This window comes from Diplocloster agilis (genome assembly GCF_019042275.1).
Lineage (GTDB): Bacteria > Bacillota > Clostridia > Lachnospirales > Lachnospiraceae > Diplocloster > Diplocloster agilis.
Genome location: NZ_JAHQCW010000125.1, coordinates 1 through 214, shown reverse-complemented (window position 1 = coordinate 214; position 214 = coordinate 1). Strand labels below are relative to the sequence as shown.

Below are 214 nucleotides of genomic sequence, written 5' to 3'. Positions count from 1 at the left end.
CAGGAACACGTGATGTGTTCCCGGTTCAGAGGCTCTTGCCCGTCGGACGTGAAGTCCGCCGTGCATCCTGAACCCGGCTTTCCGATTCCACTAAGCGGATTCACAGCCGCCCTATGCGCCCCCAGGGAGATACAAAAGAACCCGGCCGCCCGGAGCGTCTCCGGATACTGCCCGCGGTTCCAAGCCCTAAGCGGCGGACATACGGCCTGCCCAA

Annotated in this window: 1 protein-coding gene; it reads right to left on the bottom strand. The window is 63.1% G+C overall.

Translation table 11 applies throughout. The features are described 5' to 3' along the window. Nucleotides 1-214: hypothetical protein (locus tag KTH89_RS24810; protein ID WP_238723475.1), on the bottom strand; the 214-nt coding region annotated here is incomplete at both ends.